Here is a 20,138-nt window from a genome sequence, read left to right on the forward strand (position 1 = left end):
TCCTCGCCGCCGGTCGTGTTCACTGATGACACTTGCCGAGCGGATCGAAACGGTTCGAACCGCACTCGAGGAGTGGCTACGCGGCCTCTATCACGGCATGATCTCACATCCGGCCTACGAGAAGATCGAGGCCGAAGCCGAAGACCGCGAGGACGCGTTCATGCTCGCCTGTTTCCCCGATGCGTTCGGCGTTCCCTCGCCGGTCTCGTACTACACGTCGGAGCTGCTGCCGTATCTCGAGGACGAGTTCGAGGCCTGGGAGCGGCGGCTGTGGGACCGGAGTACGCTCGTCGAACGAAAGGGACGGCAGTACCACTTCTGATGGACCGACACGTCTTTTTCGGCGGCAAAGGCGGCGTCGGAAAAACGACCGTGTCGGGAGCCTACGCGTACAAGTGTGCCCGGGACGGGCTCGAGACCCTCGCGGTGTCGACCGATCCGGCCCACTCGATGGGCGACCTCTTCGACCAATCCCTGGGGGACGAGCCGCGATCGATCGAGGGCGTCGACGGGCTGTCGGCGATGGAGATCGATCCCGACGAGGAGGTGTCTCGGCACCTGACGGAGGTCAAACGGAAGCTCTCGGATCAGGTCTCCGCGGCCATGGTCAACGAGGTCGACAGACAGATCGAGATGGCCCACGGCACTCCTGGGGCGTACGAAGCCGCGCTGTTCGATCGGTTCGTCGACGTGATGCGCGAGCGCGACGAGTTCGACCGGATCGTCTTCGACACGTCACCGACCGGCGGCACCCTGCGGCTGCTCTCTTTGCCCGACTCTCTCGAGGGGTGGATCGACCGGCTGATGGCCAAGCGCAAGCAGAGCATCGATCTGTTCGAACGGGCCGCCCTGGGCGACCGGGAACCGAGACGCGTCCTCGAAGGTGATCCTGTCCTCGCCCACCTCCAGCAGCGCAAGGAGTTCTTCGAGTACGCCGGCGAGACGCTTCGTGAAGACGCGTCGTTTTACCTCGTGTTCAACCCGGATTCGCTGTCGATCCGCGAGACCGAACGGACGATCGACGAACTGGCTACACAGGCTCTCACGGTTCGTGGACTCGTCGCCAACCGACTCACGCCGGCTCCCGACCCCGACGAGGACGGACGCGGCGCACGCTACCTGCGTCGGCGGGTCGCCACCGAACGCGAGCGCCTCGAGACGGCCCGTACCCGACTCGAGCCGCCGGTCGTCGCGGAGATCGAGAGCCGCGTCGAAGAGGTCCGTCAGGAACACCTGACGGCAGTCGCCGACGAACTCACGATCGAAGCCGCAGTCGATGCCTAGATCCCGATTCGGTGACGGGATCGCTGTCCACAGTGGTCCTCGTATCGATCCAACAGCGCGATAGCATCTCACCCACGTTCGGTGGGGACATTCCACATGATTTTATGTACCTCTAAAATGACTTGAGGAGTGAGAACCCATGACAGGGGTAATCTGGATCGTGGTCCTGGTGGTCGGACTGTTCTCCGTGGGGTACGTGGGATACGGGCGATACCTTTCCCGGTTCGTCGAACTGGACGACTCCCGGGAAACGCCCGCTCACAAGTATCAAGACGGACAGGAGTACGTACCGGCGAAAAAGCCGGTGTTGTTGGGGCATCACTTCTCGAGTATCGCCGGCGGTGCGCCGATCGCCGGTCCCATCACGGCGGCGTTCATCTGGGGTTGGGTCCCGGCAGTGCTGTGGGTCGCCATCGGCAACCCGTTGATGGGAGCCGTTCACGACTTCATGGCGCTGTCCTCGAGTATCCGTCACGAGGGCAAGTCGATCGGGTTCATCATCGGGGAGTACATCGGCGAACGGGGGAAGAACATGTTCCTCTGGTTCGCCTTCCTCGTGATCGTTCTGGTGGTCGCGGTGTTCGCTCTCCTGGTGGCGGTCATCCTCGATGCGTATCCACAGGCGGCGACGGCGAGCCTGCTCTATATCGGGCTGGCGATCGTCTTCGGCATCTGGCTGTATCAGCTGGATCTCCCACTGATTCCAGGGACCGTCTTGTTCGTGGGCGGAATCTTCGCCAGCGTCTGGGTCGGCATCCAGTATCCGATCGCGCTGTTCGAGCCCAGCGGCTTCGCCGACGAGGCGTTTATCCTGTTTGCCGGTGAGGGTGCCTGGATACCCGGCGCGGAGCTGTTCGGCGCGAACACGGCGACGTGGATCATCGTCGGACTGGTGTACGCCGCGCTCGCGAGCGTCCTTCCAGTCTGGGTCCTGCTCCAGCCTCGGGACTACCTCTCGTCGTTTCTCCTCTACACGGGGGTCGGCGGGACCCTGCTCGCCGTCGTCGTCGGCACGCTACTGGGAACGACTCAGGGCGGCGCAGGGGCACTCGATATCCAGATACCGGCCTACACGAGCTTCATGGGCGGTCCGCTGGTCGGCGTTGCGATGCCGCTTTTCCCGTTGCTTTTCATCACGATCGCCTGTGGGACGATCAGCGGCTTTCACTCGCTGGTCTCCTCGGGGACGACGGCGAAACAGCTCAACACGGAAAGCGACGCCCGGACGATCGGCTACGGCGGCATGCTCGCCGAGGGGCTGCTCGCCGCGACCGCGCTCGCGGCCGTCTCGGTCGTCGCCTTGACCCCCGGCGGGGCCGTCCAGGGGATCGACGCGGCACTCCCCAACTTCGCCGAAGGTGGCGGTCTCATCCTCACGAGCTTCGGTATCCCGCTTCTCATCGGCGAGGTGTTCATGGCGCTCGTGTTCGTCAGCTTCCTGTTGACGAGCCTCGACACCGCGTTACGCCTGGGCCGGTACATGGTCGAGGAACTGATCGGGACGCCGGAAACCGACGCTCAGGAGAGGGCAGCAAACAAGTACGTCAACACCAGCATCGCCACGCTCGCGGCGTTCGTGCTCGTCTCGAGCGGCCAGTGGGAACAGCTCTGGCCCCTGTTCGGCGGTGCGAACCAGCTGCTGGCTGCTCTCGCGTTGCTGACCGCGACCGTCTGGTTGGCCAACTGGAAGGAGACGAAGCAGCTGCTGACCACGGGCGTTCCGGTCGTCGTGATGGTGATCGTCACGATCTGTGGACTGCTGTGGATCGCTCTGGTCGAGAACGTGCAACGGACGTTCCTCGATAGCGCCTGGCTAGCCGAGGCAACCGCGTTACAGATCGTCTCGAGCGGTCTCCGACTCGTGTTGGCACTGGTGTTGATCCTACTGGCGGTGGCGATCATCAGAATGGGCTACGAGAACCTCCAGTCGGCACGTGACGGTCTGCTGTCGACGAACGAAGCCTCAGTCGGGTCGGACGACGACTAACGGACCACGAATCGATTTTTTCGACACGGTAGCCGGAAGCGGCGCGTCTTCCGGGGACTGGACGGCCGACACTACAGCGAAACGAGACCACGAACGCGAGCGAGCAGTCCGTCGCCACCGCTCTCGAGGTCCTCCCACAACGCGAACGCCGCGTCGATCTCCGTTCGGTCGCTCGCGACGATCGTTTCCCGTTCGGGCGCGACGACACAGCAGTGTATCTCGTAGTGGCCGTGGAAGCCGAACCGAATGAGAGTCCGGTCCCGAAACTCCGCGACGAACGAGCGGACCTCCTGGGGGATGTCGGGAACGACGAGCACGAACGTGAACTCGGTCGCCCGGTGTTCGTCGTTCGGGTCGACTCGCTCGTCGGCCAAGTCGTGTCCTAGCGCGACCAGTTCCTCGAGGTCGGCCACCGACACGCTCGAGCGTCGGTCGGCGTAGAGGTACTCACGCATGTGGTGGTTCGCGTACTGAACTGACGGGTGGAACATGTGCTTGCTGCTTTCGACTCGGAGTTCGCCGTACAGGTCGAACCGGTTGCGTCCCGCCAGGACGTCCTTCTCGAGGTCGTAGGTATGGACGAGCCGGCCGGCGACTCGATCGAGGTACTCGTCGTCCCAGTCGGGGACCGCCTCGCGGAGCTTCGGTGGGAGTTCGGGGAGACCGTCGTCGGTTTCGGTTTCGCTGGTCCCGTGGTCGTCGTGTCGAGTTCCCGTCGTTGCGTTCCCTGTCGGGTTCGTCGCCGGCTCGGTCCCGGTCCGGTCGTCATTTCCCTGTGACATGGTTTTAGCTCGCGTATTCGTCGGTGTGCTCTCGATATCGGTCTCGATATCGGTCTCGATCTCGATCTCGATATTGATCTCGGCCCCGGTCGAACCCACGGTCGGTGTCGCATCGAATCCGACCGCGATTACCGCGGCCACAGAGTCTCGTGCAAACAAGTACCATGTCGACACCAAAAATCCGTCGGGACCGGAGCCGGCGGCGGGAGAAGTAAGAGGCTCGTCTCCGTAGGCCGTACTTGGAAGTACCATGGGTGACGAACAGGAAGCCTGCGGCCGCTGTTCCATGTCGGCAGCCGTGGATGTCGCCCGAGCCAGCCGTGAAGACGGCGACGAACGGTCGCCGAAAACCGACCGGGACCCTTACGGGGAGAGGCGGATCGAAGTCGACGCCGACGACCTCCGGACCGTCTCGCCAGCGGCGTGGGTCTCGCGGGTCTCGAGTCGGATCGACGACGCCGTGAGCCGATTTACGTGGGGTCGGTAGAACCGAGCGGCAAACGCAGCCGCGATCAGTTCGTCGTCACGATCTCGATCACGTCTCGAGAGTCGACCTCGTAGTCCGCGCCGAGCTGGCGGTTCGTCCGACAGTCGATCGCGTGGAGGAAGCCGTCGCCGATGTCCGAGTGCAGGCTGTACGCGAAGTCCTCCGCGGTCGAGTTCGGCGGAATCAGATAACAGTCCGGGAGCACCTCGCCGCGTTCGTTGCCCAGGCCGTTCGCGCCGCCGGGGAAGACCGGCGTGACGCCCAGCACGTCGAACAGCGCGGTTTCCAGTGCGGCCTGGACGCCGGTCGCGCCGTACTCGGAGAGGAACTCGCGAATCCGCTCGAGACCCTCTTTCTGTTCGCCGGATACGTCGCCGACGATCTCGAACTCCCCGTCCCCGGGACGGTAGTCGACGACGCCGCTCTTGTCGGCGGATTTCAGTGCCTTCTCGGCGTGAGCGCTGCACGGGACGAACGTGAGGTGATCGTAGTCGGGATCGTCAGTGATCTCTTCGTAGTTCGCCTGCGCTTCGGGCAGATCCATCTTGTTCGCCGCGATGACCATCGGTTTCGTCTCCGTGCGGATTTCCCGGGCGAGCTCGAGTTGGTCGTCTTCGTCCCACTCTTCGGGGTCGAAACCGACGCCGACCCGGCGGATCAGGCGCTTGATCTCGTCTTCGTTCGTCCGGAACGCGCTCATCTGCTCGGCGAGTTCTTCCTCGATGGCGTCGTCCTCGGTCGTGTAGCCGGACTCGTAGCGCTCGATTCCCTTCTCGAGAACGTCCAGGTACCACTGGTCGAGTTCCTCCTCGAGGAAGTCGATATCCTTGCGGGGGTCGTGATCCTCGGTGGGTTCGCCCTCGAGGTCCGTCTCCCCGGAGAAGTCCACGACGTGTACGAGCACGTCCGTCTCGTTGAGGTCGGTCAGGAACTGGTTGCCCAACCCCGCGCCTTCGTGTGCGCCGGGAATCAGGCCCGCGACGTCGACGAGTTTCGTCGGGACGAATCGCGTCCCGTGGTCACAGTAGCCGACGTTCGGGGTACACTCCTCGTCGAACTCCGGGGCCGCACAGTCGACTCGAACGTAGGCCTCGCCCACGCTGGGGTCGATGGTCGTGAACGGGTAGGCTCCCTCGGGCACGTCGTTCATCGTCGCCGCGTTGAAAAAAGAGGACTTGCCGACGGACGGTTTGCCGACCAGTCCGATCCGGTAACTCGTACTCATTATCCGTCCCTCGAGCGGCCCGACTAAACGGGTTTCTTTCCGGCCGCGCCTCGACACGAGGTCTCATACCATTCGGGCGACCCAGGAACCGTCTCCGTCCCCAACGGATGCGAACAGCCGTGTGGCAATAATTGTCGATCATCGTAGGCCGCGGCTAATATTACTGGTGCATGAAAAGTTATTAGTCACAGTCTTTCGTCCGCTTTTCCATGAGCCCGACCGACCGGACACTCGAGACGCTCGCGGTCGCTGCCGGCGAGGAACCCTTCCGGACGGGAAGCGAAGCCGGGGACGTCACCTCGCCGCTGCACCTCTCGTCGACGTTCGCGCTGCCAGGCCTCGACGCCGACATGAGTCTGGACGACGTCGACCCCGACGCCGGGGAGTTCGTCTACTCCCGGCTGTCGAACCCGACGCGACACGCACTCGAGAAACGCCTCGCCGCACTCGAAGGCGGCGAACACGGGATGGCCTTCTCCTCGGGGACGGCAGCCATCTTCACGACGGTCCTGGCTACCGTCGAGCCGGGCGACCACCTCGTCGCGTTCGACGATCTCTATGCCGGGACGCGACGGCTACTCGAGGAGGTGTTCGCGACCCGGTTGGACGTCGATGTCTCGTTCGTCGACGCGACGGAAACCGAGAACGTCGCGGCTGCCGTCACCGACGAGACGGCGTTCGTCTGGATGGAGACGCCGACGAACCCCGGGATCGAACTCTGTGATATTGCCGCTATCGCCGAGATCGCAGACGGTGCGGACGCGACCTTCGGCGTGGACAACACCTTCGCGAGTTCGTACTTCCAGCGGCCGCTCGAACTCGGGGCGGACGTCGTCGCCCACAGCACGACGAAGTACCTCAACGGCCATTCCGACTCGGTCGGCGGGGCCGTCGTCACCGACGACGACGCGCTCGCGGAGCGACTCGAGTTCCTCCAGCAGGTCGGTGTCGGCGACGCACTCGCCCCGTTCGACAGCTATCTCGTGCTCCGGGGGCTGAAGACACTGCACCTGCGGATGCGCCAGCACGAGCGCAACGCGATGGCGATCGCGGAGTTCCTCGAGGACCACGACCGCGTCTCGGCCGTCCACTATCCGGGCCTCGAGAGCCATCCACAGCACGACCTCGCCCGCGAGCAGATGGACGGCTTCGGCGGCATCCTCTCGTTCGAACTCGAGGGCGACATCGACGACGCGGCCGCGTTCCTGGAGTCACTCGAGGAGTTCACCCTCGCGGTTTCGGTCGGCGGCGTCGAGAGCCTGATCGAACTGCCGGCGGGGATGACCCACGAACCCCTCTCGGACGACGAGCGCGAGAAACTGGGGATCACGGAGACGCTGATTCGCGTCTCCGTCGGCGTCGAGGGGACAGACGACCTGCTTGCGGACCTCGAACGTGGGTTCGACGCGATCAGACGTCAGTCGGCGGTCGCCGACGACGATTGATCCGCGACTCGGTATAGCGGCCGAAAACCGGTTTCGATGGAATCGAACGCCGTCGAGGAATCCGTCTAGCCTTCCCAACTCGAGTTCTTGATTCCGCTCCAGCTCCAGCCGGCGAGCCCGATCCAGAGCAACACAAGCACGGCGAATGCGGCCCACTGCTGGGTCTGGGTTTCGGCGATCGGGGCGAAGACGTCGACCAGCCCGCTTGCCTGTAACAGTCCGAGGGCGAGCAACAACAGGCCGAAGATCGAGACGGCGGCGATTCCGAGCCAGTTGCGGCCCATCCACTTGCCCTCGCGTTCGGCCTCGTTTCGCTCGGTCGTGGGGTTCTCGGTCGGTTCTTCGTCGGGACTGGACATATCGATACGTACCGCCGTCGGGCGGGAAACGGTTCCACCTGCAGGCTCCGGCCCACCGTCCTGGCGGTCAGCCGACCCGTCGATCAGCACACACGCCCTATCAGTCCAGTACGTCCCCGAGTGCGTCCATCGTCCGCTCGACGCGCTCGATGCGGGCGTTGTGACCCATGTGGCCGATCCGAAGAACGTCGTCAGCGAGGTCGCCCAGTCCCGTCGCGACGACGATCCCGTGCTCGTCACGCAGCGTCCGCTGTAACTCACCTGCACGGCCGTCGACCTCGAGGGCGGTGACCGTCGGCGAACAGTCGGCCTCGGCGTCAGGGAACGTCTCGAGGGCGAGGTCCGCGGCCCGCTCCCGACAGACCCGTGCGGCCTCGTCGTGACGGTCGAACACCGACTCCATCCCTTCCTCGAGCAGCAGTTCCGTTGCGGCCTCGAGACCGGCGAGGTTCGCCGTCGAGTGGGAGTACGGGAACCACTCCTCCTCGAGGGCGGTCCGCCACGGCTCGAGGTCGAGGTAGAACTCGGGCGTCTCGACGGCTGCGATGCGATCCCACGCCCGATCGCTGATCGCGGCGGTCGTCACCCCCGGTGGCGCGCTGAGACACTTCTGGCTCGCGCCCAGACAGACGTCGATCAGGTCCGTCGGGACCGGCGTGCCGCCAAGCGAGGAGACGGCGTCGACGACGCTGACGATCCCACGGTCGTCGAGCATCTCGAGGATCGGCTCGAGGTCGTTCAGCGTCCCCGTCGGCGTCTCACAGTGGACCATCGTCGCGACATCGAACGGCTCGCCGTCGGTTTCGGCCCGCTCGAGTTCGTCTTTGACTGCTGTGGGCTCGAGGGTCTCGTGCCAGGACACGTCCAGGACGACGGCCTCGCCGCCGTAGGTCTCGACGAAGTCGGCGAACCCGGCTCCGTACCGCCCGTTCGAGAGACAGAGCACGCGGTCACCGTCCGCGACGAGCGAGGCAATCGCGGCCTCGAGCCCGAGGATGCCTTCGCCGCCGAGAACGACGATATCTGACGGATCGTCCTGTCCGCCAGGGCCGCTGCGTTCGCGGCCCCCGTAGTAGACGGCCTCGAGGTTTTCGGTGAGGTCGCGATAGAACGCGAAGAACGCCGGCTCCACGTCGGGGTTGGGCATCGGCTCGGCCATCCGTTCGCGGACGGCGGCGGGGACCTCGGTCGGACCGGGCGTCATCCGGTCTCGGTCGGGGAACTCGTACATGACGGTTGGGGAGACCCACTGGAGCATAAAACCATAGCCATTCCCCTCAGCACTCGATGTCTCGACCCCTACACCGGCCGCTCCCGCCGCCGACACAGCGTGCCGCGGACGAACGGCGTCACCGGAAAGATACCGAACTCGAGTCGTCGCACCTCCTCGACGGCGAACGCCTGGCGGCCCACGAATCTGTCGACGGTGTCCCGGTCGAGCTGGCAGCCCCCGCCCGCCCGCGACCACAGCGGGTTCAGTAGCTCCTGCCCGGTTCGTCGCCAGCCGTCTGCCCCGACGTGTTCGAGGAACCGAAACTCCCCGCCGGGTTTCAGGACGCGAGCGACTTCCTCGAGGGCCGCGTCGGGGTCCTGGACAGTACAAAAGACCATCCCGGAGAGGACGGCGTCGAAGGCGTCGTCGGGGTAGGGTAGCGACTCGGCGCGGGCGTCTCGCAGATCGACCGGGAGACCGCTCTCGCGGGCCTGCCGCTTCGCCCGCGAGCGCATGTGGGGGTCGGGTTCGATAGCGTGATACTCAAGCGCCTCGCGGTCCGTCTCGTTCCGGACGTAGGGAAACATCGCGCCGTTTCCGGCACCGACCTCGAGGACACGCCCCGAGAGATTCCGCGAGAGGTACTGCCGGTGGGTACGGAGAAACAGCGATTGTGGGAGCAGATCGTAGACGGCAGCGAAGAGTGGATGTTCGATCTCGACGCCGTGATCGTGATCGTGGTCGCGGTCGTGCCCGGACGTCGTGGATTTCTCGGCCATACACACCCCGACGAGGGGCCACGGGGAATCGTTTTCCCCGGCTCACCGCTCACCTGATCGTGTCCGGAATGCGATCGATGACGTCCGTCGCGAGGACCCCCGGCCCGTACTCGGCAGTCGCCAATTCGCCGCTCTTGCCCAGAATCCACGCGCCTAGCTCGGCGGCCGCTTCGCGGTCCATCCCCTGCCCGAGCAGGGAGGCGGTAATCCCCGCCAGCGTGTCGCCCGTCCCGGCGACCGTCAGCGCCGATGTCCCGGTCTCGTTTTGCTGTCGCGTTCCGTCCGCGATGATCTCGTCGATGTCGCCGGTCAGCGTGATCACCGCACCCGTCTCCTCGGTAATCGCCTCGAGCGAGCCGTAACTCTCGTAGATCGGATCGTCTTCCGAGGCGCTTGGCGTCAGTACCGCGTTCGAGAGGTCGGCCTCGAGTGCGGGTTCGATCGCGAGCGCGTCGACGACGACCGGGACGGACACCTCGTCGATCGTCTCGCAGACGGCGTCGGGCTCCGCGTCGACCAATCCGGGGCCGATCACGAGCGCGTCGGCCCACGCGGCGGCGTTGACGGTCTGTTCGTGGGCGTCTTCACCGAACCGCTCGCCGGCGTAGTAACTCGCAAGCAGGTTCACCGAGTGGCCGGCGACGACGTCGTAGATCGGCTCGGCGACGAGCGCCCGGACGTGGTCCGAGCCGGTCCGCAGCGCCGCCCGACCGACGACCGCGGGCTGGTTCGGATAGTCGATGCTCCCGCCGACGACGGCCACCCGGCCGTTGTCCGCGCCCGATTCCTCGGAGACGTTCGACAGAGTTCGCTGCAGTCTCCCCATACGTTCTCTCCCGACCCTCGACGGGTAGCCGTTTGGCAGGCGTGTTCCGGTCGGAATCCTGTCGTCTGACACCATAACTCATAGTACGTTGCCGTCGTAGGACCGCCCATGACCGTCTTCGACGATCGTACCGATGCCGGCGAACGGCTCGCGGCGGAACTCGACCGACGCGATATCGAGGCCGACATCGTCCTCGGCATCCCGAGAGGCGCACTCCCGGTCGCGCGCCCGGTCGCGGACGCGCTCGAGGCCGAATTGGACGTCGTGGTCGCACGGAAGATGGGCGCACCGGACAACCCCGAAGTGGCCCTCGGGGCCGTCGCGAGCGACGGCAGCACGTGGTACAACGACGATTTCGTCGAGCGGATCGGCGTCTCCGACGCCTATCTCGAGGAGGTCAGCACGGAGGAGGCCGACAACGCCCGTGAGAAAGCGGACCGGTACCGAGACGCGACAGCCCTGCCCGACCTCGAGAACAAACGGGTCGTGGTCGTCGACGACGGGGTCGCGACGGGCGCGACGGCGATCGCCTGCCTCCGGCAGGTACGGGACGCCGACCCGGCGTTCGTCGTCCTGGCGGTCCCGGTGGGCTCGCCGCGGTCGATCGCCGACCTCGAGGGGGACGAGGCCGACGAGGTGATCGCACTCGAGACCCCCCGGAACTTCCGTGCGGTAGGACAGTTCTACCGGGACTTCGGGCAGGTGACCGACGAGGAGGCGATCGAGTACCTCGACCGGAGGGGGTAGCGACGGAGCCGACTGTCACGGGGACCACGCCGACGGCTGGTGGCTGCGCGAGGGCACTCAACCGACGAGGCGTGCTTCGAAGAACGTCCAGGGCTCTTCGTCTTCGTCCTCGTCCTCGTCCTCGGCTCCAACTTCGATTTCGTCTTCGTCGGTGGGTGTTTCGTCGTCGGAATTGCCGTCTTCGCTCGCCTCGTCCGCGTCCTCGCGCAGCGTCTCGGGCAGACCCCAGGTCTCGACAACGTCGAACCCCGCGTCCCGCAACTGGGCTCTCGTCCGCTCCGCGCCGGCAACGTTCCACTCCATTCGGACGCCGGTCTCGAGCCAGTCGGGGTTCTCGCCACACCACTCGTTCGCGCCCTCACACACCAGCACGCGGCCGGCCGGCCGGAGCACGCGCGCGAACTCGTCGAGCACCGTCCGGTGGTCCTCGAGCGGGACGTGGATCAGCGACCAGTAGGCGACGACGCCGTCGAACGTGTCGTCGGCGAACGGCAACGCGGTCATGTCGCCCTGCGTCAGTTCGGCGTCGGGAACCGCGTCGGCCGCCAGCAGGAGTTGCTCGCGGGAGAAGTCGAGGCCGACGGGCGCGGGCGCGGCTCCGCCTGCAGCCAGCCGCTCCAGAACGGGCGTTCCCTGCCCGCAGCCGGCGTCGAGTACCCGCGGAGACGCCGGCAGGGAGTCGAGAAACGACTCGAGGATCGTCGTTCCGCGTCCGTCTTCCGATCGGCGGTCGGCGTGGGTCGTCGCTAGCTCGTCGTAGCTCCGACGAACGGCGTCTTTCTCGACCATTGGTTCGTCTCTCCCGTGCAACATGTTCAATCTTCGGTCGAGAAGGCCCCGAATCGGCTCTCCTACGTCGTCCAGCGCAGGCCGGCTGAAGTTCCGATGAGCGGTCTCGAACGGGTTTTAGTGTAGCGCACGCTGTCAGTGATCTCGTTCCCAGTCGAGGTGATCACGGCCTTCCATCCCGCGGCCGTCGGCTTCCTGTGGCGACACGGCGTCGACCTGCTGGACCTTCCGCTCTGGGAGTTCTTCGAGTACGTCGTCTCGGATCGCGTGACGACCGAAGCCCTCTCGCTCGAGCCGTTCGAAGTGGTCGTTACGTTCACGATCGACGACGAGACGCTTCGACTCGAGGTCGACGGGCCAGGATCGGTGAGGCCCGTATAGCCGACCTCACGAACGACCTGCTCAAACGAATTTGAGTAATGACGCTGTCAATATGTAACAAATACAACAATACTTATCGTGTACGCCGCCAAAGATGTGCTATGTTCATCGCATCCCGACTATGGGGAATTTCGGACTACTGGAGGGTCGACGATGGCAGCCATTGAGATCGACGGCCTCACGAAACGATTCGGCGACGTCGTCGCCGTCGACGACCTCGATCTGACCGTCGAGGACGGCGAAATCTTCGGCTTTCTCGGCCCGAACGGCGCTGGCAAGTCGACGACGATCGATACGCTGCTGGATTTCATCCGGCCCACCGACGGTACCGTCACCGTGCTCGGCCACGACGCACAGCGAGACGGGGAGGCCGTTCGTCGACGGACCGGCGTGCTCCCCGACGCCTACCACGTCTACGACCGCCTCACCGGTCGTCAACACCTCGAGTTCGCAATCGAGATGAAAGACGCCGACGACGATCCAGACGACCTCCTCGAGCGGGTCCACGTCGCGGACGCTGCGGACCGCAAAGCCGGCGGCTACTCGAAGGGGATGGCCCAGCGACTCGTTCTCGCGATGGCACTCGTAGGCGATCCCGACCTGCTGATACTCGACGAACCGTCGACGGGACTGGACCCCAACGGTGCCCGCGAGATGCGCGAGATCATCCGCGAAGAGAACGCTCGCGGGACGACCGTCTTCTTCTCGAGTCACATCATGGAGCAGGTCGAGGCGGTCTGTGATCGCGTCGCGATCATCGACGACGGTCGACTCGTCGCGGTCGACACGATCGACGGGTTACGTGGCGCGACCGAGAGCGGCGAAACGCTGTACGTCTACACGCAGACGCTCGACGACACTGTCGTCAGCGCTGTCGCCGCACTCGAGGGCGTCGGGACGGCCGGGATCGACGACGACCGACTTCGCGTGACCGTCGACGGGGTCTCCAAGTTCGCCGTGTTACACGCGATCGACGCCGATGTCGTCCCCGTTCAGGACTTTTCCGTGGTCGAGTCCTCGCTCGAGGATCTGTTCGTCCGGTACACGAACGACCCCACGGACGGAGAGAAAGAGGGCGTGGAACCGTGACCTGGGAGACGATCGCGACGAAGGACTTCCGGGACGCCGTTCAGTCGCGCGCGCTGTGGGCGATCATCGCCGTATTCGTGATCGTCTCGCTGCTCTCGACGTACGCCTACGTCGAGGTACCCGAGATGCTCGGCGAACCCGGCGGCGCGACGTTCGCCGGACTGCTCTTTTTTACATCCGGGCTGGTCGCACTGTTCGTCCCGCTGACGGCGATCGTCGTCTGTTACAAGAGCCTCGCCGGCGAGCGCGAACTGGGGAGCATCAAACTGCTGCTCGCACAGCCGACGACCCGACGCGACGTCTTCGTCGGGAAAGTCGTCGGCCGGGCGGGCGTCCTCGCGGTCGGTCTCGGCATCGGCGTCGTCGTCGGTCTCGGCTTCGGAGCGACGCTGCTCGGCACGCTCGAGGCCGTGGCGGTCGTGACGTTCGTCCTCCTGACGCTCGTGTTCGCCGCTGCTTACGCCGCGATCGTCGTCTCGCTGTCGGCGACGACGGGATCGACCGCACGCGCGACGACGCTCGCGCTCGGTTTCTTCGTCCTCTTCGAACTCCTCTGGGACATCGTGCCTATCGGCCTGCTGTACGTCGTGAGCGGGTTCTCGTTCCCGACGGAGATTCCCGACTGGGTGTTCACTGTGACTCAGGCCTCGCCGTCGTCGGCGTACTTCTCGTCGCTCGTCGCGTTGCTGCCCGATCTGGCGGACCAGGTCGGTGCCGAGCCCGGGCTCGAGGCCGGAGTCGAAGTGACGACGGACTCCGGCCCTCTCTACGCGAGTCCGGAAATCGGGCTGGTCGTTCTGGTGCTATGGTTGCTCGTTCCGACCGCTATCGGATACTACCGGTTCGATCGTGCGGACCTCTGAAACCTGAAAGGACTCGCTCCTCTCGACTCACCTTCCACGATATCGTCCGTTCTCGAGGTGTCCGAGGACAGGTGTCCGGTGATTCAAAGACGGTTCGATTCAATCCGGCTCGACACGTGCGGTGGTGGGCCGGTCGCGTCGAAAAAGATGGTGCCTGCAGTCGCGGCGGCGCGTGCGGTTCGCGAGTTAGGGTTTGCGACGCGCTATTTGCCGCCCGCGTCGGCTTCTCCCTCGTCGTCGAACTCGAGCGCGACGCTGTTGATGCAGTAGCGTTTGCCAGTCGGTTCCGGGCCGTCCTCGAAGACGTGCCCGAGGTGGCCGCCACACTCGGCACAGCACACCTCGGTGCGGCGCATGCCGTGGCTGGTGTCGAGTCGCGTCTCGATGCGGTCGTCGTCGGCGTCGTAGAAACTCGGCCACCCGCAGCCGGAATCGAATTTGGTATCGGAGTCGAACAACTCGGCACCGCAGCCAGCACAGGCGTAGCTCCCGTCCTCTTTGTGATCGACGTACTCGCCGCTAAACGGTGGTTCGGTGCCTGCCTCCCGAAGAATCTGGTACTCCTCTTCGGAGAGTTCGTCGCGCCACTCGGTGTCGGTTTCCGGGACCTCGTCGGCGGTCCGGGGCTGTTCGGATGCGTCTCGATCCATACCGTAGGGTAGGGTCGAACCGTAAAGAGTCTGTCCGCCCTCGGCGGGGGCGGCTCAGCGTCCCGTGACGACGTCCGTGCTCTCACAGCTCGGACACTGGGTCATCCGCCCGAGTTTGGGTACCTCGAGGCGGAGCCACTCGTCGGCACCGCTTGGCGCTTCGTACCCGCAGTTGCGACACAGCGAGCGCGTCTTCGTGACGTGGGCAGGCTCGTTGGCCATATTTGAGTGTACGACAGGTAGTAGCATATAGCTTGCTCCCGGCCGCCCCCGTCCCGATCCGATCCGCTCCGCTGCGGGGCCGAGAGCGGGAGCGGGAGGGCGGGAGACGAGCGCGTGACAGGGTCGCTATCGCGGACCGGACGAGGACGACGGCTCCAGTCGCCGTTCGTCGGATTCGGGCCGTTCCGCGGGTCGCTCGGAGATCGGGCCGTCGATCTCGGTCGCCGCTTGCTGCCGGTCGTCGTACCGCAGCACCGGTTCGTCCGCCGTCTCGGTTCTCTCCCCGTCCGGGTCCGACTCCTCCCCACGAGCCTCGAGTGTGTCGAGCGCATCGAGCCGGTCGAAGACATCGACTGTCCCGCGGCTGCCGCTGCAGGGTGCGACGTGAACCAGATCGCCGTCCCGGAACTCCGCCAGCGCGACTGTCGGCAGCCGCCAGACCTCGCGGTGTGCCCCCGTGATCACCGACTCGACGGTCCGCTCGCGGAAGAACGGTGCTAACCGTTGCCCGGTCTCGTCGGCCCACGCCTCGAAAGCCTCGAGTCGGTCGTCGATCCGTTCGAGTTGCGGAATCGAGACGCGGGAGCGGGCGGTTGCGTCCCGCTCGATCTCCGCTCCCCAGACACGGACCGTCGTTTCGATTTCGGACCGTCGCTCGAGCGCGTCGACACGCTCGATGGCGCGTTCCTGGGTCGGGCCGGTCGAGGCCGGTGCAAACGAGCGAATCCACAGTTCGACGGTCGTCGGATTGGGTGTTGGTGCCACGGCTGATCTCCGTCGGGTGAGTCAACGAACCCGTACAAAAGTATTACCCAGGCTATCAGTCGCTGGAAGCGTAGGAGATGGACGCACGCTTGCGATTTCTGGACTTCCCCGCTCGGAAATGCGGTAAGTGCTGTCGATTTCGAGTGCCAACCGACGTGGTCCCGCGTCGTCCCACCGCACACATTGACGGTCCCTCACCCCGAACGGCAATCGATGACAGTCGCGCACACCGTCGAACTCGAGGGCCACATCATCGACTCGGGAACGATGGGTACCTGTTTCGGGATCGTGATGGACATGGGCGGCGAGTTCGAGGTCGAGGAGTTCGAGGTCGGCCGCCACAAACACGACGAGAGCTACTGTCGGATGCGGGTGCTCGCCGAGAGCGAAGCCGACCTGAAAGCGATTCTCCACGAACTCAACCAGAACGGGGCGACCGTCGCCGATCCGCGGGATGCGACCCTCGAGCCCGCGCCGGCCGACGGGGTCGTTCCGCCTGGCTTCTACTCGACGACGAACCACCCGACACACGTCCGGATCGAGGGCGAGTGGGTCGAAGTCGAGGACCCGGAGATGGACTGTGCACTGGTTGTCGACCGGAATTTGCCGGACGACCCGCGCGTCCGTACCGTCGTTCTCAACGCCGTCGAAGAAGGCGACCTCGTCGTCACCGGCGACACCGGAATCCGCGTCGAACCGCCCGAACGACCGCGAGAGAGCGGCGGCTCGTTCGGATTCATGCAAGGCGGCATCTCGAGCGAGCGGCCGTCGGAGTCGCTCATCGGGGAGATCGCCGACGAGATGCGCTCCGTCCGTGAGGCCGACGGCACCGTCCTCGCCGTCTGTGGCCCGGCGATCGTCCACTCGGGCGGCCGGGACGCTCTCGCCGATCTGGTCCGGGCGGGCTACGTCGACGCCATCAGTGCCGGCAACGGATTCGCCGTTCACGACCTCGAGCGGGACCTGTACGGAACTTCGCTGGGCGTCGACACCGAAAGTCTGGAACACCCTCGCGAGGGGCACAAACACCACATCTACACGATCAGCGAGATCGTCCGTGCGGGCGGTATCGAGGAGGCCGTCGACGACGGGATCGTCGACGAGGGGGTGATGTACGAGTGCGTCGTGAACGACGTTCCCTACGTCCTGGCGGGTTCGATCCGCGACGACGGGCCGCTTCCGGACACGATCACCGACGCGATCGAGGCCCAGGACGCGATCCGCGAGCAGGCCCACGAGGCCGACCTCGTCTTGATGCTGTCGACGCTGTTGCACTCCGTCGCCGTCGGCAACTGCCTTCCGTCGACGACCAAAACCGTCTGTGTCGACATCAACCCGGCCACCGTCACCCAGTTGATCGATCGGGGCAGCGCGCAGGCGATCGGCATGGTCACCGACATCGGCGCGTTCGTTCCGATGCTTCGTGACGAACTGCTCGAGTCGGCCGACGCCGCCTGACGACGCTCTCTTTCGTAGGCCGACGGCGACGAGTACGGAGCTCCGGCGACGGGGGTCCGTACCTGTTATTGTCGTCTACGTGTTACCCTCACGCGATGGACCTCCGGGACGACCTCGCCACAGCAACACTCGAGACGCTCCCGATTACGGTCGCTGTCCTCGACGCCGAGGGGAAAATCCTGTTGACGAACCAGTCGTGGCGCGAGTTCAACCCCGAGGACGGCGACCACGTCGGCGTCGACTACGTTGCAACCGCGGAGATGGTCGAAGATGACGACGAACACGCCCGCCAGGCGGTCGAGGGGCTCGAGTCGGTTCTCGACGGGAATCGGGAGAGCTTCGAGCTAGAGTATCCCTGCCACACGCCCGACGAGAAACGGTGGTTCCTGATGCGAGCCTTCCGGTTTACCGTCGACGACGACCCGCGGGTCTCGGTCGTCCACCTCGAGATCACGGACCGGAAACTGGCGGAGATCGACGCCGAGTCGGCCGCCGAGCGACTCCGCGAGGAACAGCGGATGCTCGAACACGTCCTCGAGCGAGTCGACGGGCTCGTCCAGGACGTCACCGACGCTGCGGTCGGGGCGGCCAGCCGCGACGAGATCGAACGGCGAGTCTGTCGACGACTCGCCGAGACGGACCCTTACGTGCTCTCCTGGGTCGGCCGGGTCGACGTCACGACCCGCCGGGTCTCACCCCGCGAGTGGGCCGGCCGCGACGACGTTCCCCTCGAGGACGACGAACTCGTGCTCTCCTCCGACGAGACGCACCCGGCCGTACAGGCGCTCGACGAGGGGCAACCCCGCGTCGTGCAGGACGTTACGGCGTTCGATCACGCCGACCGTTGGTGGCCGACCGGCGCGGGAGAGCTGTTCCAGTCCGTCGCTGCGATCCCGCTCGAGTACGGCGACGTCACCTACGGCGTCCTCGTGCTGTTCGCCGAGGAGGTCGACGCCTTCGATCAGCGGGAACTGCTCGTCCTCGAGTCGCTTGCCGGGACGGTGGCGACGGCGATGAACGCGATCGAAGCCCGGCGCATGCTCACGACCGAGACGGTCGTCGAACTCGAGGCGGCGATCGAGGATTCCTCGCTGTTCGTGACGGCGCTTGCCAACCGGATCGGTGCGACGGTGACATACCGCGGGCTGACCTACGACCGTGACGGCACTGCACTGACGGTCTTCTACGTGAACGAAACCGGCGGCGTCGCGGACGTTGCGGACGATCTCGAGGGAGTCGAGGACGCGTCAGTCCTCTCGGAGTACGAGGAAGGAACGCTGCTCGAGCTGGCGCTGTCGGACGGAATCGTCGCTGCCCTCGCCGATCACGGTGGCGTGATCCAGCGGTTCGACGCGACACCGGAGGATCGGGTCGGCGACCTCGTGTTGCAGTTGCCAAACGGACAGTCCGCACGGTCGGTGTACGACCTGCTCGAGGAACGTTACGATCGGGCGGAGCTCATCAGCTACCACGAGTCGGATCGGCCGACGCGAACGCTGCGGGACGTGGCTGCGGAACTGGACTCGAAACTGACCGACCGACAGGAGATGGCGCTTCGCAAGTCCTTCTACGCCGACTACTTCGAGTGGCCCCGTGGCGTCTCCGGGGAGGAGCTGGCCGAATCGATGGACGTGTCCCGATCGACGTTCCACCAGCATCTCCGGGCCGCACAGCGAAAACTGCTCGAGGAACTCTTTGCCGTCGACCCCACTAGTGAGGGCTAGGCCTTTTATATACTCTTGTCGTATCTAGAACATCACGCGGTGGCCGGGTTAAATGAGAGAGGACCACATCGAGAGAGGCAAGGCGATACAGAAGCGAACCGGGAAAACGTTCTACCTCGCGACGAGGTTCCTCCCGGAGCGCGTTCGCCACGCGACCCACGTTCTGTACGCGTTCTTCCGAATCGCGGACGAGGTCGTCGACGACGCGAAGGGTGTACCGCCGGCACAGCAGCGCGACGAACTCGAGACGCTGCGTGCCCAGGCGCTGGGCGAACAGCCGGCTGAGGACCCGGTACTCGAGGCGTTTTGCGAACTCCGGGAGCGACACGACATCGCCGACAAGGAACTCGAGGAGTTCGTGGACGCGATGGTGACGGACATCGACAAAGACCGGTACGAGACCTACGCCGAACTGGAGTCGTACATGCGCGGGTCGGCGGCCGCGGTCGGCGTGATGATGACCGCGATCATGGACCTCGAGCCGGAGCTCGAGGAGGCGGCACTTCCCCACGCCATCAAGCTCGGTGAAGCGTTCCAGTTGACGAACTTCCTGCGTGACGTCCGGGAGGACATCGTCGAACGGGACCGGATTTACCTGCCACAGGAGACGCTCCGCGAACACGATGTCTCCGAGACGGAACTCGAGAACTTCGAGTACTCCGATCGGTTCGCCGCGGCGATGAAAGCCGAACTCGAGCGTGCCGAGGAGCTGTACCGCGAGGGGGTCGCAGGGATTCGCTATCTCCCCGCGGACTGTCAGCTACCGGTGTTGCTCGCCGCAGTGTTGTACGCCGAGCATCACTCGCTCATCCGCGCTCGAAACTACGACGTACTGTCGTCCGAGCCGTCCCTCTCGACGGGCCGCAAACTGTGGTGTCTCGCGAAGACGCGCTGGCACTGGCACTGGAACCGCGACCCGGAAGCCGTGTTCCAGCGCGTTTCGGCGGTTCCGACCGCAGACCCAGGGACCGAGCCGGACCTTCACGGCCACGAACCGGGCGACGGCGTGCCGACGCGGTAGGCGACGGACCGTCGGGTTTCGTGTCTCCGGTCGAGACGCCGG

Annotated in this window: 22 protein-coding genes; 12 read left to right on the plus strand and 10 right to left on the minus strand. The window is 65.3% G+C overall.

Annotated features, from left to right (window positions below; genetic code table 11):
- Positions 1-25: 25 nt before the first annotated feature.
- The 3 genes from C446_RS12075 to C446_RS12085 all read left to right on the plus strand — a co-directional run bounded on the left by C446_RS12075 (position 26) and on the right by C446_RS12085 (position 3,271).
- Positions 26-322: a hypothetical protein gene (locus tag C446_RS12075; protein WP_006673390.1), complete on the plus strand. Its 297-nt coding sequence runs from the start codon at positions 26-28 to the stop codon at positions 320-322.
- Positions 322-1,284 carry an ArsA family ATPase gene (locus C446_RS12080; protein ID WP_006673391.1) on the plus strand — a complete coding sequence of 321 codons (963 nt, stop codon included), beginning with the start codon at positions 322-324 and terminating at the stop codon, positions 1,282-1,284. The genes C446_RS12075 and C446_RS12080 overlap by 1 nt, the downstream gene beginning before the upstream one ends.
- A 139-nt stretch (positions 1,285-1,423) precedes the next feature.
- A complete protein-coding gene (locus C446_RS12085) occupies positions 1,424-3,271 on the plus strand; it encodes a carbon starvation CstA family protein (RefSeq protein WP_049920197.1) in 1,848 nt (615 codons plus the stop codon).
- Between the two features lie 71 nt (positions 3,272-3,342).
- Here the strand turns inward: C446_RS12085 and C446_RS12090 are convergent, their stop codons facing one another.
- Positions 3,343-4,053 (minus strand): hypothetical protein, encoded by a 711-nt coding sequence (locus C446_RS12090; RefSeq protein ID WP_049920200.1) that lies wholly within the window; start codon positions 4,051-4,053, stop codon positions 3,343-3,345.
- A 250-nt stretch (positions 4,054-4,303) separates the two neighbouring features.
- On the opposite strand from C446_RS12090, the gene C446_RS12095 reads away from it, so the two are divergent.
- On the plus strand, positions 4,304-4,540 hold the full coding sequence (locus C446_RS12095) for a hypothetical protein (protein WP_006673394.1): 237 nt from the start codon (positions 4,304-4,306) through the stop codon (positions 4,538-4,540).
- A gap of 25 nt (positions 4,541-4,565) precedes the next feature.
- Here C446_RS12095 and C446_RS12100 read toward each other — a convergent pair whose 3' ends face one another.
- Positions 4,566-5,765, minus strand: a complete 1,200-nt coding sequence (locus C446_RS12100) for a redox-regulated ATPase YchF (RefSeq protein ID WP_006673395.1) — start codon at positions 5,763-5,765, stop codon at positions 4,566-4,568.
- A 209-nt stretch (positions 5,766-5,974) separates the two neighbouring features.
- On the opposite strand from C446_RS12100, the gene C446_RS12105 reads away from it, so the two are divergent.
- Complete coding sequence (locus tag C446_RS12105; RefSeq protein WP_006673396.1) at positions 5,975-7,210, plus strand: trans-sulfuration enzyme family protein; 1,236 nt, start codon at positions 5,975-5,977, stop codon at positions 7,208-7,210.
- Positions 7,211-7,275: 65 nt separating this feature from the next.
- On the opposite strand, the gene C446_RS12110 is transcribed toward C446_RS12105, so the two are convergent.
- The 4 genes from C446_RS12110 to C446_RS12125 all read right to left on the minus strand — a co-directional run bounded on the left by C446_RS12110 (position 7,276) and on the right by C446_RS12125 (position 10,387).
- The gene (locus tag C446_RS12110; protein ID WP_049920201.1) at positions 7,276-7,569 is read right to left on the minus strand and encodes a hypothetical protein; all 294 of its coding nucleotides are present in this window, start codon (positions 7,567-7,569) and stop codon (positions 7,276-7,278) included.
- A gap of 100 nt (positions 7,570-7,669) precedes the next feature.
- The gene (locus C446_RS12115; protein ID WP_006673398.1) at positions 7,670-8,800 is read right to left on the minus strand and encodes a pyridoxal-phosphate-dependent aminotransferase family protein; all 1,131 of its coding nucleotides are present in this window, start codon (positions 8,798-8,800) and stop codon (positions 7,670-7,672) included.
- A 68-nt stretch (positions 8,801-8,868) separates the two neighbouring features.
- Entirely contained in the window at positions 8,869-9,561 is a 693-nt protein-coding gene (locus tag C446_RS12120) for a class I SAM-dependent methyltransferase (protein WP_006673399.1), read from the minus strand.
- Positions 9,562-9,610: 49 nt separating this feature from the next.
- Entirely contained in the window at positions 9,611-10,387 is a 777-nt protein-coding gene (locus tag C446_RS12125) for an NAD(P)H-hydrate dehydratase (protein WP_006673400.1), read from the minus strand.
- Between the two features lie 108 nt (positions 10,388-10,495).
- Here C446_RS12125 and C446_RS12130 point away from each other — a divergent pair, with 108 nt between their 5' ends.
- Complete coding sequence (locus C446_RS12130; RefSeq protein ID WP_006673401.1) at positions 10,496-11,134, plus strand: phosphoribosyltransferase; 639 nt, start codon at positions 10,496-10,498, stop codon at positions 11,132-11,134.
- A gap of 57 nt (positions 11,135-11,191) precedes the next feature.
- Here C446_RS12130 and C446_RS12135 read toward each other — a convergent pair whose 3' ends face one another.
- Positions 11,192-11,923: a class I SAM-dependent methyltransferase gene (locus tag C446_RS12135; protein WP_006673402.1), complete on the minus strand. Its 732-nt coding sequence runs from the start codon at positions 11,921-11,923 to the stop codon at positions 11,192-11,194.
- Between the two features lie 138 nt (positions 11,924-12,061).
- On the opposite strand from C446_RS12135, the gene C446_RS12140 reads away from it, so the two are divergent.
- The 3 genes from C446_RS12140 to C446_RS12150 all read left to right on the plus strand — a co-directional run bounded on the left by C446_RS12140 (position 12,062) and on the right by C446_RS12150 (position 14,256).
- A complete protein-coding gene (locus C446_RS12140) occupies positions 12,062-12,304 on the plus strand; it encodes a DUF7351 domain-containing protein (RefSeq protein WP_006673403.1) in 243 nt (80 codons plus the stop codon).
- A 153-nt stretch (positions 12,305-12,457) separates the two neighbouring features.
- The gene (locus C446_RS12145) at positions 12,458-13,393 is read left to right on the plus strand and encodes an ABC transporter ATP-binding protein (protein WP_006673404.1); all 936 of its coding nucleotides are present in this window, start codon (positions 12,458-12,460) and stop codon (positions 13,391-13,393) included.
- Entirely contained in the window at positions 13,390-14,256 is an 867-nt protein-coding gene (locus C446_RS12150; RefSeq protein WP_006673405.1) for an ABC transporter permease, read from the plus strand. The genes C446_RS12145 and C446_RS12150 overlap by 4 nt, the downstream gene beginning before the upstream one ends.
- A 203-nt stretch (positions 14,257-14,459) precedes the next feature.
- Here the strand turns inward: C446_RS12150 and msrB are convergent, their stop codons facing one another.
- From msrB to C446_RS12160, 3 genes are all read right to left on the minus strand, one after another.
- On the minus strand, positions 14,460-14,906 hold the full coding sequence (gene msrB, locus C446_RS12155; protein WP_006673406.1) for a peptide-methionine (R)-S-oxide reductase MsrB: 447 nt from the start codon (positions 14,904-14,906) through the stop codon (positions 14,460-14,462).
- A 54-nt stretch (positions 14,907-14,960) separates the two neighbouring features.
- Positions 14,961-15,128, minus strand: a complete 168-nt coding sequence (locus C446_RS19340) for a hypothetical protein (protein ID WP_006673407.1) — start codon at positions 15,126-15,128, stop codon at positions 14,961-14,963.
- A 126-nt stretch (positions 15,129-15,254) separates the two neighbouring features.
- The gene (locus tag C446_RS12160) at positions 15,255-15,893 is read right to left on the minus strand and encodes an HTH domain-containing protein (RefSeq protein ID WP_006673408.1); all 639 of its coding nucleotides are present in this window, start codon (positions 15,891-15,893) and stop codon (positions 15,255-15,257) included.
- Positions 15,894-16,106: 213 nt separating this feature from the next.
- Between C446_RS12160 and C446_RS12165 the strand changes: the two genes are divergently transcribed.
- The 3 genes from C446_RS12165 to C446_RS12175 all read left to right on the plus strand — a co-directional run bounded on the left by C446_RS12165 (position 16,107) and on the right by C446_RS12175 (position 20,096).
- Entirely contained in the window at positions 16,107-17,351 is a 1,245-nt protein-coding gene (locus C446_RS12165) for an ornithine cyclodeaminase, nickel-pincer nucleotide-dependent (RefSeq protein ID WP_006673409.1), read from the plus strand.
- A gap of 95 nt (positions 17,352-17,446) precedes the next feature.
- A complete protein-coding gene (locus tag C446_RS12170) occupies positions 17,447-19,075 on the plus strand; it encodes a bacterio-opsin activator domain-containing protein (RefSeq protein ID WP_006673410.1) in 1,629 nt (542 codons plus the stop codon).
- Positions 19,076-19,127: 52 nt separating this feature from the next.
- Positions 19,128-20,096 carry a phytoene/squalene synthase family protein gene (locus tag C446_RS12175; RefSeq protein WP_006673411.1) on the plus strand — a complete coding sequence of 323 codons (969 nt, stop codon included), beginning with the start codon at positions 19,128-19,130 and terminating at the stop codon, positions 20,094-20,096.
- Positions 20,097-20,138: the final 42 nt, after the last annotated feature.

Source organism: Halobiforma nitratireducens JCM 10879 (assembly GCF_000337895.1).
Taxonomy (GTDB): domain Archaea; phylum Halobacteriota; class Halobacteria; order Halobacteriales; family Natrialbaceae; genus Natronobacterium; species Natronobacterium nitratireducens.